15 protein-coding genes are annotated in these 17,478 nt (G+C 63.5%); 2 read left to right on the plus strand and 13 right to left on the minus strand.

Annotated elements, in window-relative coordinates; genetic code table 11:
* Position 1: 1 nt before the first annotated feature.
* The 13 genes from LW136_RS04745 to dksA form a co-directional block, all read right to left on the minus strand.
* On the minus strand, positions 2–1,018 hold the full coding sequence (locus LW136_RS04745) for a class I SAM-dependent rRNA methyltransferase (RefSeq protein WP_234174717.1): 1,017 nt from the start codon (positions 1,016–1,018) through the stop codon (positions 2–4).
* A gap of 64 nt (positions 1,019–1,082) precedes the next feature.
* The gene (locus tag LW136_RS04750; protein WP_234174718.1) at positions 1,083–1,958 is read right to left on the minus strand and encodes an oxygenase MpaB family protein; all 876 of its coding nucleotides are present in this window, start codon (positions 1,956–1,958) and stop codon (positions 1,083–1,085) included.
* Between the two features lie 137 nt (positions 1,959–2,095).
* On the minus strand, positions 2,096–3,760 hold the full coding sequence (gene pgi, locus LW136_RS04755; RefSeq protein WP_014819248.1) for a glucose-6-phosphate isomerase: 1,665 nt from the start codon (positions 3,758–3,760) through the stop codon (positions 2,096–2,098).
* A gap of 361 nt (positions 3,761–4,121) precedes the next feature.
* Positions 4,122–4,502: an aspartate 1-decarboxylase gene (panD, locus tag LW136_RS04760; RefSeq protein ID WP_014597581.1), complete on the minus strand. Its 381-nt coding sequence runs from the start codon at positions 4,500–4,502 to the stop codon at positions 4,122–4,124.
* Positions 4,503–4,585: 83 nt separating this feature from the next.
* Positions 4,586–5,446: a pantoate--beta-alanine ligase gene (gene panC / locus LW136_RS04765; RefSeq protein ID WP_014819249.1), complete on the minus strand. Its 861-nt coding sequence runs from the start codon at positions 5,444–5,446 to the stop codon at positions 4,586–4,588.
* Positions 5,443–6,243 carry a 3-methyl-2-oxobutanoate hydroxymethyltransferase gene (gene panB, locus LW136_RS04770; RefSeq protein WP_014819250.1) on the minus strand — a complete coding sequence of 267 codons (801 nt, stop codon included), beginning with the start codon at positions 6,241–6,243 and terminating at the stop codon, positions 5,443–5,445. Before panB ends, panC begins: the two co-directional genes overlap by 4 nt.
* A 127-nt stretch (positions 6,244–6,370) precedes the next feature.
* Entirely contained in the window at positions 6,371–6,898 is a 528-nt protein-coding gene (gene folK / locus LW136_RS04775) for a 2-amino-4-hydroxy-6-hydroxymethyldihydropteridine diphosphokinase (protein ID WP_046620306.1), read from the minus strand.
* Positions 6,899–8,293, minus strand: coding sequence for a polynucleotide adenylyltransferase PcnB (locus LW136_RS04780; protein ID WP_230358402.1), 1,395 nt, complete (start codon positions 8,291–8,293; stop codon positions 6,899–6,901).
* A 736-nt stretch (positions 8,294–9,029) separates the two neighbouring features.
* A complete protein-coding gene (locus LW136_RS04785; RefSeq protein ID WP_041016135.1) occupies positions 9,030–10,442 on the minus strand; it encodes a sigma-54-dependent transcriptional regulator in 1,413 nt (470 codons plus the stop codon).
* Positions 10,443–10,503: 61 nt separating this feature from the next.
* The gene (locus LW136_RS04790; RefSeq protein ID WP_234174719.1) at positions 10,504–13,458 is read right to left on the minus strand and encodes a sensor histidine kinase; all 2,955 of its coding nucleotides are present in this window, start codon (positions 13,456–13,458) and stop codon (positions 10,504–10,506) included.
* Positions 13,442–13,618, minus strand: coding sequence for a hypothetical protein (locus LW136_RS04795; RefSeq protein WP_003284901.1), 177 nt, complete (start codon positions 13,616–13,618; stop codon positions 13,442–13,444). Before LW136_RS04795 ends, LW136_RS04790 begins: the two co-directional genes overlap by 17 nt.
* A gap of 95 nt (positions 13,619–13,713) precedes the next feature.
* Complete coding sequence (gene gluQRS, locus LW136_RS04800; protein ID WP_090523125.1) at positions 13,714–14,619, minus strand: tRNA glutamyl-Q(34) synthetase GluQRS; 906 nt, start codon at positions 14,617–14,619, stop codon at positions 13,714–13,716.
* A gap of 90 nt (positions 14,620–14,709) precedes the next feature.
* Positions 14,710–15,156 carry an RNA polymerase-binding protein DksA gene (gene dksA / locus LW136_RS04805; RefSeq protein ID WP_230358404.1) on the minus strand — a complete coding sequence of 149 codons (447 nt, stop codon included), beginning with the start codon at positions 15,154–15,156 and terminating at the stop codon, positions 14,710–14,712.
* A gap of 191 nt (positions 15,157–15,347) precedes the next feature.
* Here dksA and LW136_RS04810 point away from each other — a divergent pair, with 191 nt between their 5' ends.
* Both LW136_RS04810 and sfsA read left to right on the plus strand, forming a co-directional pair.
* Positions 15,348–16,520, plus strand: coding sequence for a pyridoxal phosphate-dependent aminotransferase (locus LW136_RS04810; protein ID WP_230358405.1), 1,173 nt, complete (start codon positions 15,348–15,350; stop codon positions 16,518–16,520).
* Positions 16,520–17,227, plus strand: coding sequence for a DNA/RNA nuclease SfsA (gene sfsA / locus LW136_RS04815; RefSeq protein ID WP_023446145.1), 708 nt, complete (start codon positions 16,520–16,522; stop codon positions 17,225–17,227). Before LW136_RS04810 ends, sfsA begins: the two co-directional genes overlap by 1 nt.
* Positions 17,228–17,478 lie beyond the last annotated feature (251 nt).

Consider the following 17,478-nt stretch of genomic DNA (forward strand, 5'->3'; position numbering starts at 1 on the left):
CTCAAAGCCGCAGAATCAGGGTCTTCAGTGGGGGCAGCCCATCGCGCGAGGGGAAGTCGGCAGCCGGTGCCAGCGCCTGCCATTCGCGTACCGGCCTGCCGGCCTTCTCGGCGCAGCGCCGCACCAGGGGCCGCCACTCATCCATCGATACCTTCGCCAGGTTGTTGCAGCAGATCAGCACCCCATCTTCAGCGGTTGCCAGCAACGCCGGTTTGAGCAGGCTCTGATAGTCGCGCAGCAGGTCCACCGTGCCGAAGGCGCTGCGTGCCCAGGCGGGCGGATCGAGCAGTACCAGATCGAACTGACGTTGTACCAGGCGCGGGTAGTCCGGCAAGGCTCGTCCGCGACGGGCGCTGACCGGCAGACCGGCCAATTGGCGGATCGCCGGGAAGTAGTCGGAATGTACGAACTGCATCGGCGGTAGGGAAGGGTTCAGCGCGCCGTTCTCCCGACCCACTGCCAGGTTGCGCTCGGCGAAATCGACATTCCAGACTTCCGCTGCACCGCCTGCGGCAGCACACAGGCCGACGCCGCAGGTGTAGGAAAACAGATTGAGTACCGACTTGCCGGCGCTGTGTTGCTTGACCCAGCCGCGGGCGTTGCGCAGGTCGAGGAACAGCAGTGGGTCCTGCCCGCTGTGGCGGCCTCGCACGCGATAGCGCAGGCCCCACTCATGGGCGACCTGATCTTCCAGCGCCACATCCTCAGGTTGATGCGCCTGGTTGCTGCGGTCGATCCGTGAGTTGCTCTGCGAGCGATCGTTGTAGATGAGCTGGAGCGGTTGCCCGAGAAAGTCGGTGGATTCGTCATGGATGCTCTGCAGCGCTTGCGCGTCGAGCGCTTGATGGAAGCTTTGCACCATCAGCTGTGGGCCGTAGCGATCGACCGTCAAGCCGGCCGCGCCTTCCTGGCTGCCATGGAACAGCCGGTAGCAATCGGTGCCTTGCTGCTGCAATTCGTCGAGCAGTGGGCGGCGGCTATCGAAGGCGGCGCGCAGCGCCTGGGCGAGGGATGACATGCGCGGCGACTCGAAATAGAAGGGCGCGCAGTCTATCAAGAATCGCTGCGCTGGTTGCCTGGCGCTAGCGTGGCGGCAGGCCCATGCGTCGACGCGCGCGGTGTACGGAGCCGCTGCGTACGGCCCAGCGCACTACCGGCGCGGTGCTGCGAACCCCGGTGCGGATCAGCTGGCGTCGGCTTTCGCTCAGTGTCAGGCCAAGCATTTCCTGAGCCCATTCGGGCAAGAGCTCGACACCAGCGTGCAGCATCAGCGTTCCGAAGGGCCTGAGCAGGGGGCTGGGCGCCGGGGCGGTACGCAGTATCTGCAGGATTTCCAGCGCACGCTCGTCGCTCCGGAGCTGGGGGCTGGTGCGCTTGAGATAAGCCTCGATCTGCGCGCGCGAACGCGGCACGTCACCGGCGCCGAGGCGCTCGGCGATCAGCGCCACCTCGGCGTAATAGCGATCCTGTTCGGCCGCCGGCAGGTCAGGATTGAGGTAGCGCAAGTGTGACTTGAGAAAGCTGCTGACCTCGGCGACGTGCACCCAGGTCAGCAGGTTGGGATCCGATGCGGCGTAGGGACGACCATCCGGCGCCGTACCGGATACGCCTGCATGAATCCGCTTGACCCGCTCGATCAGTCGGTCGGCATCGGCGTGGCTACCGAAGGTAGTGGCGGAGATGAACTGCCCGGTGCGCCGCAGGCGGCCGAGCAGGTCCTCGCGAAAATTAGAGTGATCCCAGACGCCGGACAGCGCCAACGGGTGCAGCGCCTGCAACAGCAATGCGGAAATTCCGCCGACCATCATCGAGGTGAAGTCGCCATGCACCCGCCAGCACACTGACTCAGGCCCGAACAGGCCGGGATCGCCCGGAGGATTTTCGTAATCGACACCGCCGATCGCCAGCCCGGTAAGGCTGAGCACGCGGGTTTCGATATGACGGCGAATGAATTCCATGGCGACAGCGCTGTTGGCTTGGCAAGCGGCGATGTTACCTGAACAGACGCAGAGGGCTCGCCAATTGGCGGTGGTAACGGGGGAAGGAGGAGAGACCGGACAGCAGCGCCGCACTGTTGTCCGGTCGAGGGGCGATATCAGCCGCGGTGGCGACCACGGAAGAAGTCGATCAGGCCCTGGGTGGAGGCATCCTCTGCGGGCGCAGCATCGAAGCGGGTCATCTGGTTGTAGACGGCCTTGCCCAGATCCTTGCCGAGCTCCACGCCCCACTGGTCGAAGGAGTTGATCCCCCAGATCACGCCCTGAACGAAGACCTTGTGCTCGTACAGCGCGATCAGTGCGCCGAGGCGGCCGGGGCTGATGGTTTCCATCACCACGGTGTTGCTCGGGCGGTTGCCGGGGATCACCTTGTGCGGGGCGAGACGCTGCACCTCGGCTTCGCTGAGGCCCTTGGCGCGCAGTTCAGCCTCGGCTTCTTCGCGCGTCTTGCCGCGCATCAAGGCCTGGCTCTGCGACAGGCAGTTGGCGTAGAGCCACTCGTGGTGATCGGCGACAGGGTTGTGGCTGACCACGGGCACGATGAAGTCGGCCGGGATCAGCGGTGTGCCCTGGTGCAGCAGCTGGTGGTAGGCGTGTTGGCCGTTACAGCCGACACCGCCCCAGATCACCGGGCCGGTGGTGCAGGACACCGGTGTGCCGTCCTGGCGCACGCTCTTGCCGTTGGACTCCATGTCCATCTGCTGCAGGTGTTTGACGAAGTTGCGCAGGTAGTGGTCGTAAGGCAGGAACGCGTAGCTCTGTGCACCCCAGAAGTTGTGGTACCAGACGCCTAGCATCGCCAGCAGCACCGGCATGTTGCTTTCGAACGGCTCGCTGAGGAAATGCTGGTCCATGCTGTAGGCGCCGGACAGCAGATCCTTGAAGTTGGACATGCCGATCGCCAGGGCGATGGGCAAGCCGATCGCCGACCACAGCGAATAGCGACCGCCGACCCAGTCCCACATCGGAAAGATGTTCTTTTCGCGGATACCGAATTCGACCGCCGCCTGCTTGTTGCTGGTGACGGCGATGAAGTGGCGGTAGAGCTTCTCTTCGGTGCCGCCCTTGCCCAGATACCAGGTGCGTGCGGCCTGGGCGTTCTTCAGCGTCTCGAGGGTGCCGAAGGTCTTGCTGGAGATGATGAACAGCGTGGTTTCGACATTCAGCTTGGCGGTCACTTCGCGGAATTCGCTGCCGTCGATGTTCGCCAGGTAGTGCGTGCGTACGCCGTGCTGAGTGAACGGCAACAGCGCCTCGGATACCAGCTGCGGGCCGAGGAACGAGCCGCCGATGCCGATGTTCACCACGTCGGTGATGGTCTTGTCGCTGAAGCCGCGCCATAGGTTGTTGTGGATGCGGGTGACGATGTCGGTCATCTGCGCCAGCGCGGTGTGCACGTCACGCATGATGTTCTTGCCGTCGACCATCACCGATTCGCCCATCGGGCGGCGCAGGGCGGTGTGCAGCACGGGACGGTTTTCCGAGGCGTTGATGCGCTCGCCTTCGAACATCGCATGGGCTGCCTGCTCGACGCCAGCCTCGCGGGCCAGGTTCACCAGCAGGGTGCGAGTCTCGGGCGTGATGAGGTTCTTCGAGTAGTCGAGAAACAGGCCGCTGCAGGAAACCGACAGATCATCGAAGCGCGTCGGGTCGGCCTTGAATGCTTCGCGCATGCTGAAGTTCTGCATGGCCAGGCGGTGTTCTTCCAGGGCCTTCCAGGACGGCAGGCCGGTGACATCGAGCGGATGCTGGTAGTAGCTCATGGTGATGCGGCTTCCTTTGCTTTGACAGGCCGCTGAACCCCTGCAGTTGCACGCGCAGGCGCGCGTTGGTCGCGACGGGATTCAGTAATGTGTATGACCGTGCGGGCGCGCCGGCACTCCTCCTGAATGCTGCGGATGCTGGCCGAACCCGGCTTTCACCGAGCCGGTGAAGGCACATCCTATGCCATCAGAGTCAGCTCAGACAGGGGAAACCCCCACTCCGTTCCGGGCCATTGCCTTCTATTCTGCTCGAGCCCGTGCTTTCACTCTCGCACCTATCGACCATTCAGCCATGTTCAAACGAAGAAGCCCGAAGTGCAGAACACTTCGGGCTTCTATTCGACGACACCTGAACGGTGGCTCAGGCGACCTGTACCGGGATTGCGTTGCTGGTATGGCTCAGCTCGCCGTCGGCACCCATGTAAAGCACATGCGGTTTGAAATTGGCCAGCTCGGCCTCGCTGTAGTGGGCGTAGGCGCAGATGATCAGGCGGTGACCGACACCGGCCTTGTGAGCAGCGGCACCGTTGACCGAGATGATCTTCGAACCTTCCTCGCCGCGGATGGCGTAGGTGGTGAAGCGCTCGCCATTGTCGACGTTGTAGATCTGGATCTGTTCGTATTCACGGATGCCGGCCAGGTCCAGCCACTCGCCGTCGATGGCGCAGGAACCTTCATAATCGAGCACCGAGTGAGTTACCTGGGCGCGGTGCAGTTTGGCCTTGAGCATGATGGCGTGCATGGCGGGGTCCTCCGGGTGCGCAAGCGGCGCAGAGTGTGCCTTAAGCCTCGAACGTGATCAAGGCTGCGGGCAAATGGCTGGGATCAGGCCGATGTGTGGATGTCCACCAGCAGGTTGTCGATCAGCCGCGTCTTGCCCAGGTAGGCGGCGGCGAGGATGACCAGCTCGGTGGAGCGCTCGCTGACTGGCTGCAGGTCGATTGCGTTGCGAATCTCCAGATAGTCCGGACGCAGGCCGGCAGCCTGCAAAGCGCTCAGGCCTTCGGCGATCAGCGCCGGGTAGTCGCGGCGACCGCCCCGGATCGCTACGTCCAGCTGGCTCAGGGTGCGGTACAGCGACGGAGCCGTGGCGCGCTCGTCTGCACTCAGATAGCCGTTGCGTGAAGACAGCGCCAGGCCATCGGCGGCGCGAACGATCGGCTCCGAGAGGATCTGCACCGGCATGTTCAGATCGCGGACCATGGTGCGGATCACCGCCAGCTGCTGGAAGTCTTTCTGACCGAATACGGCGAGGTCCGGCAGCACCATGTTGAACAGCTTGCTGACCACGGTGGATACACCGTCGAAATGCCCGGGGCGGCTGCCACCGCAGAGACCTTCGGAAACGCCGGGCACGCGAACGATGGTCTGCTGGGCCTGGCCGTGCGGATAAATCTCTTCGACGCTCGGCGCAAAGAGCAGGTGGCAGCCGGCTTCGAACAGCTTGTCCTGATCCGCAGCGAGGGTGCGCGGGTAGTTGTCCAGGTCTTCGTTGGGGCCGAACTGCAGTGGATTGACGAAGATGCTGGCGACCACGAAGTCGGCGCGCTGCCCGGCCTTCTTCACCAGCGCGATGTGGCCGGCGTGCAGGTTGCCCATGGTCGGTACGAAGCCGATGCGCTTGCCTTCCCCACGAGCGCGGGACACTGCGGCACGCAGGTCGGCGATGGTCTTGACGATGTTCATGCGGAGAAACCGTGTTCGACTGCGGGGAATTCGGTGGCCTTGACGGCTTTCACGTAGCCGGCGATGGCGGACGGGATGTCACCGTGCTCGCGCATGAAGTTCTTGACGAACTTCGGTACGCGGCCACCGAGCGAGAGCCCGAGCATATCGTGCAACACCAGCACCTGGCCGTCGGTGTCGCTGCCGGCGCCGATGCCGATCACCGGAATCTGCACCGCCCGGGTGATGCGCGCAGCCAGTTCGCTGGGTACGCATTCGAGCAGCAGCATGGCTGCACCGGCGGCTTCCAGCGCCTTGGCGTCCTCCAGCATCTGAAGTGCCTGGGCTTCCTCGCGGCCTTGTACCTTGTAACCGCCGAAGATGTTGACCGCCTGTGGCGTCAGGCCCATGTGTGCGCAGACTGGAATTCCACGCTCGGCCAGCAGGCGGATCGACTCAGCCAGCCAGGCAGTGCCTTCCAGCTTGATCATGTGTGCGCCAGCCTGCATCAGCACGGCCGAATTGTTCAGGGTCTGCTCGGTGGTGGCGTTGGCCATGAACGGCAGGTCGGCGACGATCATCGCGCCACGATTACCGCGTTTGACGCTGGCGGTGTGATAGGCCATGTCGGCAACGGTGACCGGCAGGGTGCTGTCGTGACCTTGCAGGACCATGCCGAGTGAATCGCCGATCAGAAGCATCTCGACGCCCGCATCGCAGGCGGTCTTGGCGAAGGTGGCGTCATAGCAGGTGAGCATGACGATCTTTTCGCCCTTCTGCTTGAGCCCTTGCAGCGTGGTCAGGGTTACGTCTGGCATGAATGCCGTCCTCTTCGAGCCTCGGAGGTCAGGGTTGCCGCGCGGTGCACCGGTTGGGTGCATGGGGCCGCGGATGGCAGAGGGCGCTTATAGTCCCGGCGGCGACAGAGTAAGTCAATCGCGAGTGTTACCCGCGCGTTACGTTCGTTACCGCGGCGGTGACACCGTCATCGCCAAGCCGCTCGAGACCGCTGAAGGGGCAGGCAGCGAGCAGGTCGACGAGTCGGCGACCATCGGCCAGCAGCAACTCCGCCGGAGCGACTTCAGCGAGCGGGTAGAGCACGAATGCGCGGGCTTGCAGGTGATAATGCGGAACCTGCAGACGGGGTTCGGCGATCAGGCGATCGCCGAACAGCAGGATGTCCAGATCCAGCGTACGCGGGCCCCAGCGCTCCGCCTTGCGCTCGCGACCCTGGGCCTGCTCGATGCGTTGCAGGGCGTCGAGCAGATCGAGCGGCGCGAGACTGGTGTCCAGTGCGGCTACGGCGTTGACGTAACGTGGTTGGTCGGCTGGTCCGAGTGGGTCGCTGGCATAGAGTGACGATACTGCTGCGAGACTGCTCTGTGGCAAGTCAGCCAGCGCTTGCAGGGCGCCGCGCAGTTGCTTTTGCGGATCGGCCAGGTTGCTGCCCAGGCCGATGTAGACGCGTTCCATTTACTCGGCCGGGTTGGCGGCGTTGTCGCCCGGACCACGGCGGCGGCGCCCCCCGCGACGACGCTTCTTCGCTCCGCCGGCTTCTTCCTTGTTGCTGAGGCCGCGAATCATGTTGCGACGTTCGCTGTCGCTGGCTTCCTGATATTCGGTCCACCAGTCGCCTAGGCCGTTGGTTTTCTCTCCGGCGCTTTCGCGTAGCAGAAGGAAATCGTAGCCGGCGCGGAAGCGCGGATTTTCCAGCAACTGATCGGCGCGGCGCCCCTGGCGGCGCGGCAGGCGCTCCTGCATGTCCCAGATCTCGCGCATGGGGATGGTGAAGCGTTTCGGAATCGCAGTGCGCTGGCACTGCTCCCAGATGATGTCGTGCGCCGCTTCCTGCATCGCCGGGATCGGCGGCATGCCACGGTCCTGCAGTTCCAGTACGCGGGCGGGCAGGGCGGGCCAGAGCAGTGCGGCAAAGAGGAATGCCGGCGTCACAGGTTTTCCCTGCTGAATGCGCAGGTCGGTGTTGGCCAGGGCGTTGCGGATCAGCGTGCCGGCGTATTCCGGGTTGCGCTCGAGTGCTGTGGCGCTCGCCGGGAACAGCGGGGCGAAGAGATCGTATTCGAGCAGTAGCTCGAAGGTGCGCTCGGCCTTGCCGCCGAGGAATAGCTTGAGCACTTCGTCGAACAGGCGTGCCGAGGGAATGCCGTCGAGCAGGTCGGCGAGGTCGACGATGGGTTCGGCGCTGTGCCGTTCGATCTCGAAGTCGAGCTTGGCGGCGAAACGCACCGCACGCAGCATGCGCACCGGGTCTTCCTGGTAGCGCTGCTCGGGGTCGCCGATCAGACGGATCAGGCGATTGCGGATGTCGTGTACGCCACGGGTGTGGTCGAGGATGCGCTCGGTAGTCGGATCGTAATACAGCGCATTGATGGTGAAGTCGCGGCGCTGGGCGTCGTCTTCGAGGGTGCCATAGATGTTGTCACGCAGGATGCGGCCGCTCTCGTTGCGCGAAGCGAGATGGCTGGCGTCGTCGTCATCCTCTTCCGGATGGTTGGCGCGGAAGGTGGCGACCTCGATGATCTCGCGACCGAAATGAACATGCACCAGCTTGAAACGGCGTCCGATCACGCGAGCGTTGCGGAATTCGGCGCGGACCTGTTCGGGGGTCGCGCTGGTCGCGACGTCGTAATCCTTGGGATTCAGCTGCAGCAGCAGGTCGCGCACGCATCCGCCGACCACATATGCCTCGTAACCCGCCTGCTGCAGTCGTTCGACCACGCTCACCGCGTAACGACTGATCTCGTTGCGATGCAGGGAATGCTGCCGGCTGGACAGAATTTCAGGTGTGCGGCGGGGATGCGGGATGCGGCGCAGAGGAAGACGAAAAGACTGGAACAGCTTTTTCAGCATGGGGGGCAACTGTGTGGCGGAAGACGGGCCGGTGTCGCGAATGGCCGCGAAACCTGCGCGGATTCTAGCACCGAGAGTGCTGGATGTTGAACGATGCGCAGGGAGGTGTCAAAAAGCATCGTGCGCCGCGTCACGCAGGCAGTGCTTGGCGCAGGGCGGAGGCCACGCGATTGTCGAGCAGTAAGACTGCTGTGAAGGAAAATGGGTAAGCCCCGGATAGCACAAAGGGGAGCCGAAGCTCCCCTTTGAATACTGTTGCGTGCTTTATTGTTATTAGTCGCTCAGGCGTTGCTGTTTTTGTTGTTCGCCTGTTCCATCGGGCCGTGGCCGTCAGGAGCACTCCACACTGGGAGCTAATAGCAAACGGATTTCTTTGGTCGCTGACTTTGCCTTGATCTTCGATCCAACCAGTGCGGGCCCTGCTGATGCAGTTTTTTGTTGTTCTCGGCCTGGTCGTGGGGCGAACCCCGTGGCAAGTCCTCTCCAAAAGAATCAGTTAGCTGCGCCTCCGCCTTCTTGTCGTTATTTTGCTGGAGCCGTTACGTCTTGTTCTTATTGTGGGATCTGCTTGTTATTGTTGTTGTGCCTATAAGTAAGCAGTTGCCGTGCCAGATTTTGAAAGTTCTTATTTATCAACGACTTGGTCATTATCTAGACTGAGACGGGCAATAAAAAACCGGGGCAGCGTTACCGTTGCTCCCGGTTTTTGTTACGAGTCATGGCGGGCGGTAACAGATTACCCGGCCGCGCTACTCGACTTGCGCCGCGGAATGCCCAGGCGCTGGCGGCGTTCCCACAGACATTTGCGGCTGATGCCCAGCTTGCGAGCCAGCTCGGTCTCGGTCATGTGATCCTGATGCTCGAGCACGAAGTGCTGGAAGTAGTCCTCCAGCGACAGATCCTCGGTCGGCTCGTTGCCCGTGGCAATGCCGCGAATGGTGCCAAGGGGCTCGTCGAAATCGTCGTCCAGTTCGTCCAGCTCGATATCGATGCCCAGCAGCTCGGCATCGATCTCCGGGCTTTCGCTGAGAATGGCTGCGCGCTCGATCGCGTTTTCCAGCTCGCGAACGTTGCCCGGCCACGAGTAGTGACGGATCGCCTGCTCGGCATCGCGGGAAAAATGCAGGTCGTCGCTGCTCATGCGCTCACCCTGGCGTGCCAGGAACGCTTTGGCGATCTCCAGCACGTCACCACCCCGCTCACGCAGCGGCGGCAGCTTGAGCGCAATGACGTGCAGCCGGTAGTAGAGGTCTTCACGGAACTGCCCGGTCTTGGCCAGGGTTTTCAGGTCGCGGTGAGTGGCGGCGATGAGGCGCACATCGACCTTCTGCGATTGCACCGAGCCAACCCGGCGGATCTCGCCTTCCTGCAGGACCCGGAGCAGACGTGCCTGTGCCTCGAGCGGCAGTTCGCCGATCTCGTCGAGAAACAGAGTGCCACCGTCAGCGGCTTCGACCAGCCCGGCGCGGCCAGCGCTGGCGCCGGTGAAGGCGCCTTTCTCGTGCCCGAACAGTTCGGATTCGATCAGCGTTTCCGGGATGGCCGCGCAGTTGACGGAAATCATCGGGGCCTTGGCGCGGCGCGAGAGGTTATGCAGAGCGCGGGCGACCAGTTCCTTGCCGGTGCCCGATTCGCCCTGGATCAGCACGTTGGAATCGGTCGGTGCGACCTTGCGGATCTTGCCGAACAGGTCCTGCATGGGCGCGCAGTGGCCGATGATGCCGATGTCTTCTCGGTCGGTTGTCGCTGAGGCGGCGCTTGCGCCACGGGAGGGCTGCGCCTGTACCGCGGTGTTGTGCTGATGGTCGGTGAGGATGCGTGCCACGGTCTGCAGCATCTCGTCATGGTCGAACGGTTTGGCGATGTAGTCGACTGCGCCCATCTTCATCGAGTCCACGGCCGAGCGCAGGCTGGCGTAGCTGGTCATGATCAGCACCGGCGTACCTTCGGCGAGCTTGATCAGCTCGGTGCCGGGGGCGCCGGGAAGTCTCAGGTCGCTGACGATGAGGTCGAAACCCGGGATGCTGTAGCGCTCCTGTGCTTCCTGCACCGAGCCGGCTTCGCTGACCTCGTACTGGTTACGCTCGAGGAGGCGTCGCAGGGCGGAGCGGATGATGGTTTCGTCTTCGACGATCAGAATGTGTGACATCAGTACTCTCTCGACGGTCTGGAGGCATAACCGGTAAAGGGCCGGTACGGCAGTCGCCTCTTCAACTTACGGCATGGGACGCTTCGACATGCCGCGGCAGGGTGATGCGAAAACGGGTGCCGCGCTGTGTTTCCGGGTCGGCCGGGCTGTCGATATCGATCTGGCCATAATGCTCTTCAATGATCGAATAGACCAGCGCGAGGCCCAGGCCGGTGCCTTCGCCAGGGTCCTTGGTGGTGAAGAATGGCTCGAACAGCCGGTCCTGGATGTCCTTCGGAATGCCGCTGCCTTCGTCTTCCACCGTCAGGTACACCGTCTGTTCGGCAACTTCGCTGCTGATGCGGATCAAGCCGCCTTGCGGCGACGCGTCGCGGGCGTTGGATAGCAGGTTGATCAGCACCTGGGCGAGGCGCTGCGGATCGCCCTCGGCGAAGTGCGTCGGATCGCAGATGTTGATGAACTGCACTTCGGTGCGGTTGCGGTTGAGCGAGAGCAGGCCGATGGCGTCCTGCGTCACCTGCGCCAGGCTCACCGGATACAGCTGGTGCTGGCGCTCGCCGGCGTGGGCGAAGCTCATCAGCGATTGCACGATGCGCGATACGCGTTTGGTCTGCTCGATGATTTGGCCGCTGATCTCGACGATCTCCCCGTCGCCTTCGCGTTCGTCCCGCAGGTTCTGCGCCAGGCAGGCGATGCCGGTGATCGGGTTGCCGATCTCGTGTGCCACGCCGGCGGCCAGGCGGCCAATGCTCGCCAGGCGTTCGGAGTGAACCAGGCGGTCTTCGAGCTGCTGTGTTTCGGTCAGGTCCTCGACCAGCAGCACGAGGCCGCTGTTGCCCGGTGCCAGTGGCTCAGCAATGGCTGCCTTGTGCAGATTGAGGCAGCGGCGATGCCCATTGTGTGCTAGCCGCTGCTTGTGCAGGTGTTCATCGGCCTGCTCGATGAAGTCGCTCAGCAGGCTGCGCCAGGGTTCGGCGATGGTCGTCAGGCGCGAGCCGACGACTTGCAGCGCGGGGATCTCGGTGAGTTCCTCGAGCGCACGGTTCCACATGAGGATTTCCTGATCCTTGGCCAGCGAGCAGACGCCCATGGGCAGCTCCTGCAGTGTTTGCCGGTGATAGCGGCGCAGGGCGTCCAATTCCGCGGCCAGGCCGGTCAGGCGCGAGTGATACTCCTCCAGCCGGCTTTCGATGAAGTGGATGTCCTCGGTGATGTAGCCGTCGGCACCGTTCTTGTAGGCCAGGAAATTCTCGACGATATCCTGGGCTACGCTGGGGCCCATCAGGCCGGACAGATTGGCTTCGATACGATCGCGCAGGCGGCGCAGCGCGTAGGGGCGATGCTCGTCGAACGGTAGCTGCAGATCGCGCAGGGCCTGTTCCACCTCCCGTTGCGCGGTCTTGGCGCCCAGTGGCTTGGCCAGCTGAGTGGCGAACTCCTGTGGTGAGGCGGCGATCAGTTCGCGCCGTTGCGGGCGGCGGACGTTCTCTACGGCGCAGGCCTCGGCAGCGCTCTGCTCCTCGGGGCTGGTTTCACTGAAGATCGAGAACAGCGAGAACGCCAGGACGTTGACCGCCAGTGACGCGATTGCCGCCAGGTGCCAGCTGGTGTCGTCCAGTACATAGACGACGTTGAACAGCGGAATGTAGAAGCCGTCCAGGTTGCCCACCAGCGGTAGCAGCATGGTCACTACCCAGACGCCGATGCCGGCCAGCAGGCCCGCGATGTAGCCGCGGCGATTGGCGGTCGGCCAGTAGAGCACGGACAGCACGCCCGGCAGGAACTGCAGGGTGGCGACGAAGGCGACGATGCCGAGGTTGGACAGGTCCTGCTCGGCACCGAGCAGCAGGTAGAAGCCGTAACCGGCCATGATGATGGCGAAGATCAGGCTGCGGCGCGTCCACTTCAGCCAGCGGTAGATGTTGCCTTCGCTGGATGGCTGATACAGCGGCAGCACCAAGTGGTTGAGCGCCATGCCCGATAGCGCCAGGGTGCTGACGATGATCAGCCCGCTGGATGCCGAGAGACCGCCGACGAAGGCCAGCAGCGCCAGGGTTTCGCTCTGTGCGGCGATGCCCAGGCCCAAGGTGAAGTACTCGGGGTTGGTGCTGACCCCCAGCTTGAGTCCGGCCCAGAGGATCAGCGGCACGGCCAGGCTCATCAGCAGCAGATAGAGCGGCAGGCCCCAGCTGGCGCTCACCAGGCCGCGAGGATCAAGGTTCTCGGTGAAGGTCATGTGATACATGTGCGGCATCACGATGGCCGAGGCAAAGAACACCAGCAGCAGTGTGCGCCAGGGCCCTTCCTGCAAGGGCGTGTGCAATGCCTGCAGCGCCGACTGGTTCTGTAGCAGCCAGATCTCCAGCTGATGCGGGCCGCCGAATACCACATACAGGGCGTAGAGGCCGATGGCACCGAAGGTCACCAGCTTGACGATGGATTCGAAGGCGATGGCAAACACCAGGCCTTCGTGCTTCTCCCGCGTGGCGATGTGGCGGGCGCCGAAGAGGATGGTGAACAGCATGATCATCAGGCAATAGCCCAGCGCCACGCGCTCCTGCAGCGGCTCCAGAGTGAGAATGCCGATGGCGTCGGCCACCGCCTGGATCTGCAGGGCGAGCAACGGCAGCATGCCGATCAGCATGACCAGCGTGGTCAGCGCCCCGCTCCAGGTGCTGCGAAAGCGGAAGGCGACCAGATCGGCCAGTGACGAGAGTTGGTAGGTGCGGGTGATCCGCAGTATCGGATAGAGCAGCACCGGCGCCAGCAGGAAAGCACCGCAGACCCCGAGATAGGTAGCGAGAAAGCCGTAACCGTACTGGTAGGCCAGACCTACCGTGCCGTAGAAGGCCCAGGCGCTGGCGTAGACGCCCAGCGACAATGTGTAGGTCAGCGGGTGGCGGATTACCCAGCGAGGAATCAATCCGCGCTCGCTGACCCAGGCGACGCCGAACAGCATGATCAGGTAGGCAACGCTGATCAGGATCAGGTGGCTCAGGCTAAAGCTCGTCTGCATCACGCTGGCTCTGGAGGATGAAGGTCACCACGATGAGGATCAGCCACAGCACGTAGGGCCGATACCAGGCCCCGTTGGGGTCGATCCACCAGTCCATGATGGCGGGGGAGAACAGATAGATCCCCACCACCAGGAGCAGCACCAGTCGGTAGATATACATGCCGGGTCTCGTGTCGGAAGTGGGGCGATGGTAGAGCAGCGGCGGGCGGCAAGCCACCTGCGGCAGGCAAAAGCTGGCGCAGCGTGGCAATCCGCCTAGCGCAGCTGCGATTCGGCCAGTGTCCGTGTGCGAGGGATGCGCTGAGCGTCCCAGTGCGGCACCGCCCAGGCGAGGATGTCGGCTGGCAGTGCGTCGTTCAGCTCTGTGGGCGGTTGCTGGCCCAGTGCGCGCAAAGCACGCAGCAGCAGCGAACTGGCCTCGTGAGGCTGCAAGGGTGGCGAGCGGTAACTCTTGCCCAGCTTGTGTCCATCCGGCTGGATGATCAGCGGCAGGTGCAGATAGCGCGGCTGGGGTAGACCGAGCACTTCCTGCAGGTACAGCTGGCGCGGCGTGGAGTCGAGCAGATCGGCACCGCGTACGACGTCGGTTACTCCCTGCCACGCGTCATCCAGCACCACCGCCAGCTGATAGGCGATCAAGCCGTCGCGACGGCGAATCACGAAGTCGCCGACCTCGCGACCCAGATGCTGGCGGAATTCGCCCTGCACGCGGTCGGTGAAGCCGTACTCGCGATCAGGCACCTGCAGGCGTATGGCGGCGGCGTCGAGACCGTGGCCGGCGTTGCGGCAGAAACCCGGGTAGGGGCCCGGATAGTCTTCGAGCTGCTTGCGCGAGCAGGTGCAGGCATACGCCAAGCCTGCATCCAGCAGGCGCTCGATGGCGGCGCCGTAGGCGACCTGACGCTCGCTCTGGCGCAACATTTCGCCGTCCCATTCGAATCCGTAGCTCGACAGCGTTTCGACGATGGCTCGCTGGGCGCCGGGCATCTCCCGTGGCGGGTCGATGTCTTCCATGCGCAGCAGCCAGCGGCCGCCGACCGCGCGGGCGTCAAGATAGGAAGCGAGGGCGGCCACCAGTGAGCCGAAATGCAGATAGCCGCTGGGTGTCGGGGCAAAACGGCCGACGTAGCGATGGGCTTGGGACGGGGCAGGAAAGGGCATGTTGGGGCCGGCGCTATCTGGGATGGCGGGGCGGATGAAACGCTGCAGAGCCTGGAAATGAAGCGGGGCGCCGAAGCGCCCCGTTCGGGATCAGGAACCGATCTGCTTTTCCTTGATCTCCGCCAGCGTCTTGCAGTCGATGCAGAGCGTAGCGGTAGGGCGGGCTTCCAGTCGGCGGATGCCGATCTCGACGCCGCAGGAATCGCACCAGCCGTACTCGTTGTCTTCGATCAGCTGCAGCGTCTCGTCGATCTTCTTGATCAGCTTGCGCTCGCGGTCGCGGGCGCGCAGTTCCAGGCTGAACTCTTCTTCCTGGCTGGCACGGTCGGCCGGGTCAGGGAAGTTGGCAGCCTCGTCCTGCATGTGGTGCACGGTGCGATCGACCTCTTCCATCAGCTCCTGTTTCCACTTGTTCAGGATGCCGGTGAAATGGGCGCGCATATTGTCGCTCATGTATTCCTCGCCCTTGCTTTCCTTATAGGGCTCGAAGGCGCGAATCAGTTGCTTGCTCGACGGTGTTTCTTTGGTAATGGGCATGGATGAACGCCTCTCGCTATGTCCATTGCGCAGGATGATTTGTCCCTTGCCGGCCCGTGCCGGCCCTGCGGCTGCAAGCGGGCGAACTTACCAGATCGGATCGGGGCGCGCTACTCCCGAATCCAACAGTAACTGCAGCGGTATCGGGACCTTGGGTAGAATTCACGTTTCGTTCTCAACAGGAAGGTCAGATGACCTCGTCATACAGTGCGCGCAGCCGCGCAATCGAACCTTTCCACGTCATGGCGCTTTTGGAGCGGGCCAACCAACTGCAAGTTCAAGGCCACGACGTCATTCATCTGGAAATCGGCGAACCGGACTTCACCACCGCAGCGCCCATCGTGGCTGCAGGTCAAGCCGCGCTGGCCGCTGGGCATACGCGCTACACACCCGCCCGCGGCCTGCCGCAGTTGCGTGAGGCAATCGCCGGCTTTTACGCGCAGCGCTATGGATTAACCATTGACCCCGAACGCATCCTGATTACGCCCGGTGGTTCCGGCGCGTTGCTGCTGGCTGCCAGCCTGCTGGTGGATCCTGGCAAACACTGGCTACTGGCCGATCCAGGTTATCCGTGCAACCGACACTTCCTGCGACTGGTGGAGGGCGCTGCGCAACTGGTGCCGGTCGGCCCGGAGGTTCGTTATCAGCTGACCCCGGAACTGGTCGAGCGCTACTGGGATCGCGACAGCGTCGGTGCGCTGGTCGCGTCGCCGGCCAATCCGACCGGGACGCTGCTGGATCGCCAGGAGCTGGCTGGGCTTTCGGCAGCGCTGAAAGCGCGTGGCGGCCATTTGGTGGTCGATGAGATCTACCACGGGCTGACCTATGGCGTGGACGCGGCAAGCGTGCTGGAAGTCGACGACGACGCCTTCGTGCTCAACAGCTTCTCCAAATATTTCGGCATGACCGGCTGGCGCCTGGGCTGGCTGGTGGCCCCGCCGGCTGCGGTTCCGGAGCTGGAAAAGCTCGCGCAGAATCTCTACATCAGCGCGCCGAGCATGGCTCAGCACGCGGCCCTGGCGTGTTTCCAGCCGGCGACGCTGGAGATTCTTGAGGCACGCCGCGGCGAGTTCGCCCTCCGCCGTGATTTCCTCTTGCCAGCCTTGCGGGAGCTTGGCTTCGGTATCGCGGTCGAGCCGCAGGGCGCGTTCTATCTGTACGCCGACATCAGCGCCTTTGGCGGCGATGCCTATGCGTTCTGCCAGCACATGCTGGAAACGGAGTTCGTCGCGATCACCCCAGGCCTGGATTTCGGTCGTTTCCAGGCCGGACATCATGTGCGTTTCGCCTACACCCAGGACCTGCCGCGCCTGGAACAGGCTGTCGAGCGCATTGCCCGCGGCTTGCGCAGCTGGCAATCCTGATGCGTTTTGCGCAACCGCTGGAGCAGGGGCGACTGGTCAGGCGCTACAAGCGTTTTCTTGCCGATATCATCACCGACGAGGGCGAAGCGCTGTGCATCCACTGCCCCAACACCGGCTCGATGCTCAATTGCATGGGCGAGGGTGCGCGAGTGTGGTTCCAGCGCAGCAGCGATCCACGGCGCAAATTGCCGGGGACTTGGGAGCTGGTCGAAACCCCGCAGGGGCGGTTGGCATGCGTGAACACGGCGCGGGCCAATCCGCTGGTCGAGGAGGCGCTGCTGAACGGGCAGATTGCCGAGCTGGCCGGTTTCACGACGCTCAAGCGCGAGGTGGCTTATGGCGTGGAGAACAGCCGGGTGGATTTTCGTCTCGACTACGCCGGGACTGCCGCCTTCGTCGAGGTGAAGAGTGTCACCCTCGGCTTTGCCGAAACGCCAGTGGCGGCCTTTCCCGACGCCGTAACGACACGCGGCGCCAGGCACCTGCGTGAGCTGGCGACGCTGGCCCGTGCCGGTGTGCGTGCGGTGCAGCTGTACTGCGTCAATTTGAGCGGCATCGAAGCAGTGCGGCCGGCCGAGGAGATCGATCCGGCCTATGCCGCTGCGCTGCGGGAAGCGCAGGCGGCAGGCGTGGAAGTACTGGCTTACGGCGTCGATATTTCCGTCGAGGAGTTGCGTATTACTGGCCGATTGCCGGTATTGCTCTGATGGGTGGACGGTCGTGACGGTTGGAAAATTTTTCTGCCCGGCTCGGGAACAAAGCGCCTTTCGTCTGGCCTCAACGAGGCTGGAAACCACATCCATCACTCACGGGAAGGCTCTGCTCCGCTGTTCGACGCGGCGTTACGACGCGTTCCAGCCCGTTTTCGATGGCTCCTGCGGCGTCAGCGCGACATCTCTGATGCGCGTGTAGCGCCGTGGATGAAACTAATTTCGGACGCTCGCGCCTGGCGCGGGCG

It is taken from the genome of Stutzerimonas kunmingensis, assembly GCF_021432085.1.
Lineage (GTDB): Bacteria > Pseudomonadota > Gammaproteobacteria > Pseudomonadales > Pseudomonadaceae > Stutzerimonas.